Origin of the sequence: Roseisolibacter sp. H3M3-2, assembly GCF_029211165.1 — a bacterium.
GTDB lineage: Bacteria > Gemmatimonadota > Gemmatimonadetes > Gemmatimonadales > Gemmatimonadaceae > Roseisolibacter.
On sequence record NZ_JARGEK010000313.1, the window covers coordinates 1 to 5,844 of the forward strand.

Below are 5,844 nucleotides of genomic sequence, written 5' to 3' on the forward strand. Positions count from 1 at the left end.
CGGCGTTCGACGCGTCGGGCGCCGGCGCGGCGGCGGTGGCACCCGCCGCGCGGTCGCCGAGCCGGGTGAAGGCGATCCCGCGGACGAGCGGGTTGCCGTAGTCGAAGCCGACGACCTTGCCGCCGGCGTCGCGGCGGAAGCGGACGGTCATCAGGCTGCGGATGAAGGCGTCGCGCTCCAGCGGCTCCAGCTCCACCGCCCGCGCCGCGTCGCGCTCCGACCGCAGCGTGATCCGCCCGTCGCCGGCGACGACGTGGAAGACGCTCCCCAGCTCCGGGCTCTCGTACCGCCCGTCGAGCGCCGCCAGCTCGGCGGCGGCGGGCGTCCACGGGCGCGCGCGGCGGTAGCGCGTCACCTCCCCCTCCATCGAGCGGATCTCGAAGCGGTCGGCGTCGGCGAAGGTCAGCGTGAAGTCGTCCTGCGAGCGGAAGGACAGGTCGGGGCGCGGGGGGCGGAACTCGGTCGCGCTCGTCGGGACCAGCGGCGGGCCGTTGGCGACACCGAGCCGCCCCCCGTTCACCGCGAGCCGCAGCGGCTCGCCGGTACGCTCGTCGAGGTAGAGCCCCGCGCGGGGGCCCACGTCCACGCCCCCGACCGCGGCGCGCGCCGGCTGCTCGCCGGGCGGCGGCAGGAACAGGTCCGCCACGCGCGCCCCGAGCGCCGTCGCGGACACCGGGTCGAAGTTGCACGCCACGACCACCGAGAGCGCGTGCTCGGGAAAGCGGGCCATCAGGGTGCTGAAGCCCGCCGCGCCGCCCGAGTGCCACACCATCCGGCGGCCGCGGTTGGACTCCACGATCAGGCCGCGGGCGTACGAGAGCGTCCGCCCGTTGCGCAGCCGCGCCGGCTCGTGGAGCTTCGCGGTCACGGACGCCCCCAGCTTCCCGTCGGCCAGCGCGTCCTGCCAGCGCAGCAGGTCGCCGACCGTGCTGACGATGGCGCCCCCGCCGCGGTTGGCGCCGAGCCGCATGTACGGCGTCCACGCCGCGCCGTCCTTCTGGTAGCCGAGGGCGGCGTCGGGGCCCGCCTGGAGGACGTCGGGGACGTAGGCGGTCGCCGTCATCCCGAGCGGCGCGAACAGGCGCTTCCGCGCGAACTCGGCGAACGAGGTCCCGCTGGCGCGCGCGACGATCGCCTTGGCCAGCTCGAAGCCGCTGCTCGAGTACGACCACGCCTCCCCCGGCGGCGCCGTGAGGCCGCGCTGCCGCAGGACGAGCGCGAGGACGTCGGTCCCCTCCGGCGCCATCGGCAGGAGCCCGGTCCAGTCGCGGATCCCGGCCGTGTGGGTGAGGAGGTGGTCGATCGTGACCGGGCGCCCATAGTCGGGGAGCTCGGGGAGGTGCTTGCGGACGTCGTCGGCCAGCGCGAGGCGCCCGTCCTCGACCAGCAGGAGGATGGCCGCGGCGGTGAACTGCTTCTGCGTCGAGCCGATGTCGAATCGCGCGCGCTCGCCGATCGGGGTGCGCTTCCCGAGGTCGGCGAGGCCGTAGCCCCGGCTCACGAGCGTCCGCCCGCGCTGCGACGCGCCGACGGCGCACCCGGGCGACTCGGCGGTGGCGAAGGCGAAGATCCGGTCGACCTCGGCGGTCCGGTCCTGCGCGCGGAGCGGGAGCGCGAGCAGGACGGCGGCGAGCAGGGGGATGCGGCGCATGCGACTCCTGGGTTGGCGGGCCGCGCCAACATGAAGTACTTTACGTCAGAAAGCAAGCGCCGCCGGCACGCCGCTCGCCGTGCGCGGGGGGGGCCCTCACCGCCGACCGATGTCCCGACTCCGCGCCGTCCCGATCGCCGCCGCCGCGCTCGCCCTCCAGGCGTGCGCCTACGACTGCGGCACCGCCGCCCGCACCGTGGCCGGCGGCACGGTGCGCGACGCCGCCGGCGCGACGCTCGCCACCGTCGAGGTCGAGCTGCGCGAGACCGTCGGGCCGTCGGCGTTCCACCTCTCGGTCGGCGTGCTGGGCGCCGCGGGCGCGGCCGGCGCCCCGCTGCGCGGCCGGGTCACCGTCGCCCTCCTCGTCGCCGCCGGCGGCGCCGTGCTCGCCGAGATCCCCACCGACACCGCCACGCTGTACGTGGACGCCGTGGTCGCCCTGCGCGTCGCCCGCGTGTCCGAGGCGGAGTACGCGCGCGTGCGGGACGCGCTCCTCGCCGGCCGCGCCCGCGTCGTCCTCGAGACCGCGCTCCCCGGCCGCGAGCGGCTGGAGGCGGCGGTGGGCGGCGCCCGCGACCTGCCGGGGGAGGTCGGGCGGTGCTCCCCGACGTGAGCGGCGCGCGCCGCGGCGCGCGGAAACGCTTTCCCCCTTCGGTCGTGATAGCGGCATGACGCCTCCCGTCCCGCCCACCCCCGAGTTCCTCGCGCTCCAGGCGGCCGTGGCCGGCGAGTACTCGCTGCGCCGCGAGCTCGGGCGCGGCGGGATGGGGGTCGTCTACCTCGCGCGCGACGTGCAGCTCGACCGCGACGTGGCGATCAAGGTGCTGCCCACGCACCTCGCCGGCGCCGCCGCGTCGCGCGAGCGCTTCCTGCGCGAGGCGCGCACCGCCGCCGGGCTGTCGCACCCGCACGTCGTCCCCATCCACCGCGTCGCCGAGATGGGGGGCTTCGTCTTCTTCGTGATGGCGTACGTCGAGGGGGAGACGCTCGGCGAGCGGCTGCGCGCGCGCGGCCCGCTCCCCCCCGCGGAGGCCGCGCGCGCGCTGCGCGAGGTGGCGTGGGCGCTCGCGTACGCGCACGGGCGCGGGATCGTGCACCGCGACGTGAAGCCCGACAACATCCTGCTGGAGGCGGCGTCGGGGCGCGCGCTGGTCACCGACTTCGGGATCGCGCACGGCGGCGCGCACGCGGCGCCCGAGACCGACCCGGGGCGGGTGATGGGGACCGCGCACTTCATGAGCCCCGAGCAGGCGGCCGGCGCGCCGCTCGACGGCCGCAGCGACCTGTACGCGCTCGGCGTGGTCGGCTACCTCGCCGTGAGCGGGCGGCTCCCGTTCGAGGCGGCGAGCGTGCCGGCGCTGCTGGTGCGGCAGGCGACCGAGGCGGCGCCCGGCGTGCTGCGCGTCGCGCCGGGGCTCCCCCCCGCCCTGGCGACGGCGATCGACCGCTGCCTGGCGCGCGACCCCGGCGACCGCTTCCCCGACGGCGAGGCGCTGGCGGCCGCCCTCGCGCCGCCGCCCGAGGCGCGCCCCGCGCTGCCGCCGACGCTGCGCGCCTGGCTGGCCGCGCGGAACCCGCTGCTCGTCCCGTACATGGGGTGGTCGGCCGGCTTCCTCGCGCTGACGGCGGGGAACGTCTACGCCAACGTCACGGGCAACCCCGGCTCCAAGTGGCGCGACGTCCTGCTGCTCGCCACGGTGGCGGCGGCGCCGCTCGTCCCGATCGTCGGCTTCCACCTCAACCAGGCGCGCCGGCAGTTCCGCGCCGGGCACACGCTGGCCGACCTGCGCGGCGCGGCCGAGGTGGAGCGGCGCGAGCGCGCGGAGTCGGAGGCGCTGGCGCACGACGCGGCCGAGGCGGCGACGCACCGCACGCTGCGTCTCGCCACGGTCGCGGCGGCGTCGTGGCTGGCCGTCACCTTCGCGCTGATGGTGGAGGGCGTCATCCACGAGAACCGCGTGTCGATCTGGTGGATGCTGGCGCCGCTGCTCACCACGATGCTGCTGGGCGCCGTCAGCAACGCGCTCGACGTGCAGTTCGTCCCGCGCGCGCTGCGCGAGTCGTGGCAGACGGGGATCCGCGACCGCCTGTGGAACGGCCCCGCCGGCGAGTGGCTCGCGCGCCGCCTCGGCGCGCCGGAGCGCTCGCGCGCCTCCGACGGCGCGTTCCGCGCGACCGAGGCGGCGCTCGGCCTCGCCGCCGCCGACCTGTACGCGGCGCTCCCGCCGGCGTACCGCCACCAGCTCGCGGGGCTGCCGCAGTCGCGCGCCGAGCTGGAGGCGCGGGCCGCCGAGGCGCGCGCCGAGATCGAGCTGTTGGCCGCGCTCGCGGCGTCGGCGGTCGGCGACTCGGCGCAGCTGTCGGCGCGCCGCCGCGGCGCGTCCGCGCACCTCGCCGACAGCGTGGCCGCGCTGGAGTCGATCCGGCTCGACCTGCTGCGCCTGCACGCCGACGCCGGCGACCGCGCGCCGCTCACCACGCTGCGCGAGGCGGCGCGGCTGCTCGGCGAGGACGTGGGGCGGCTCGCCGACGCCCGGCGCGAGACCGACGGCGAGGCGGCGCCGCGCGCGCTCGGCGCCGCGCGGGACTGAGGGCGCGGGACTGAGGGCGCGGGACCGGCGGCGCGCTGGACGGCGCCGCGGGGGGGGCGCACATTGGCCGGGCCGCGCCCGGGTCCCCGCCCCCGCCCCGCGTCCCGATGCCCAGCACCCGCACCTGGCTCGTCGTCCTGGCCTCGCTCGTCGGCGTCGTCGTCGCGTGCGGCGTCGCGCTGAGCGTGCTGTTCGCGCGCGCCGAGGCGGCCGGCGGGCTCCCGTCGCTGTCGGCGGTGATGCCGCTGCGCGTGGTGGCCGTCCTCGGCATCGCCGCCGCGATCGCGTGCGTGCCGCCGCTGATGGTGCGCTCGTTCGTCGGCGGGCAGCGGCGCGCGGGGAACGCCGACGCGGCGCGCGTGGCGTGGGTCGCGCGCCACGAGGCGGGGGTGGTCGGCGCGCTCTGGTTGGTGTGGGGCGCGGGGCTGCTGGTCGCGCTCCCGTCGCTGCTGGGCGAGATGAAGCGCGCGGGCTTCACGTCGCTCGTCCCGCCGGCCGACGCGGCCGCGCCGGTGGCGCCGGGCGTGACGGCGACGGTCACCACGCCGGGCGACCCGAGCGCGACGCGCGCCGCGCTCCTCGACGCGGTGCGCGCGCGGCTCGGCGTCGACACGCACTTCCGCGTCGACCACGTGCGCGCCGCGGGGACGTGGGCGTTCCTGCGCGCCACCGAGGTGGTGCCGCTCGACGGCGGCGAGCAGCAGGAGACCGACCTCACCGTCGCCGCGCTGCTCTCGACCGACGCGGCGGGCGCGTGGCAGGTGGTGGAGCTGTGGTCGCTCCCCGACGACCAGCGCCTCCCGATGCCCGAGTTCCTGCGCCGGCTCGGCGCGTACCAGGCCGCCGCCGGGCTGCCGGCCGCGCTCTTCCCCGACGACCTGCGCCCCGGCGGCACGCCGTGAGCGGCGCGTGCTGAAGCTCGTCGTCGGCGGACTGCTGCTCACGGCCGTCGCGGTGGTCGCGACGTGCACCGTCGGGTCGCCGTGGCGGCGCGAGCTGCGCGACCGGCGGCTCGACGAGGCGCGCCCGGTGGACCTCGACGGGCTGGCGACGGCGCCGCTCGCGCCGACCTTCCACCCGCGCGGCGTGGTGCGCGCCGACGCGCGCGGCGTCACCTATCGCTTCGAGCAGGGGCAGCACACGGTGCTCGGCGGCTACCGCGCGGACCCGGTGCTGCTCGACGTCACGCTGCTCCCCGCGTCGGACGCGGCGCCGCGCGCCGAGGCGACGACCATCGACGCGACGACGATCGAGGCGTTCTACCCGCCCGCCGACGACGCGTCGCGCCTCGCCGCGCACTTCGCCGCGCAGCGGTGGCTCGCCGACGACCGCGACGCCGCGGGCGCGGTCACGCGCGTGGCGGCGACCAACGAGGGGCGCGGCGACGACGTGGCGAGCGGCCCCCCGGAGCGGTGGCTGGCGATCGCCGTCGACCCGGCGCGCCGCGCGCGGGCGGACCTCTACGCGTGGCGCTCCGCGTACACGGCCGACGAGGCGCGCGCGCTCGTGCGCGCCGTCGCGGCGGGCGTCGCGATCACGCCGCGGCTCGACACGCGGCTCTCGGCGCTGGCCGCCGAGGAGCGGCGGGTGGCCGACCGCGGC

5 protein-coding genes are annotated in these 5,844 nt (G+C 78.4%); 4 read left to right on the plus strand and 1 reads right to left on the minus strand.

Going from position 1 to position 5,844, the window contains the following annotated elements:
- On the minus strand, nucleotides 1-1,651 hold a 1,651-nt coding region (locus tag PYV61_RS19775; protein ID WP_275834840.1), incomplete at its 3' end, for a serine hydrolase domain-containing protein.
- Between the two features lie 109 nt (nucleotides 1,652-1,760).
- Between PYV61_RS19775 and PYV61_RS19780 the strand changes: the two genes are divergently transcribed.
- From PYV61_RS19780 to PYV61_RS19795, 4 genes are all read left to right on the plus strand, one after another.
- The gene (locus PYV61_RS19780; RefSeq protein WP_275834842.1) at nucleotides 1,761-2,264 is read left to right on the plus strand and encodes a hypothetical protein; all 504 of its coding nucleotides are present in this window, start codon (nucleotides 1,761-1,763) and stop codon (nucleotides 2,262-2,264) included.
- Between the two features lie 55 nt (nucleotides 2,265-2,319).
- Nucleotides 2,320-4,242 carry a serine/threonine-protein kinase gene (locus PYV61_RS19785; protein WP_275834844.1) on the plus strand — a complete coding sequence of 641 codons (1,923 nt, stop codon included), beginning with the start codon at nucleotides 2,320-2,322 and terminating at the stop codon, nucleotides 4,240-4,242.
- A gap of 107 nt (nucleotides 4,243-4,349) precedes the next feature.
- Nucleotides 4,350-5,144, plus strand: a complete 795-nt coding sequence (locus PYV61_RS19790) for a hypothetical protein (RefSeq protein ID WP_275834846.1) — start codon at nucleotides 4,350-4,352, stop codon at nucleotides 5,142-5,144.
- Between the two features lie 7 nt (nucleotides 5,145-5,151).
- Nucleotides 5,152-5,844, plus strand: a 693-nt coding sequence (locus PYV61_RS19795; RefSeq protein ID WP_275834848.1) for a hypothetical protein, incomplete at its 3' end; no start/stop codon positions are given.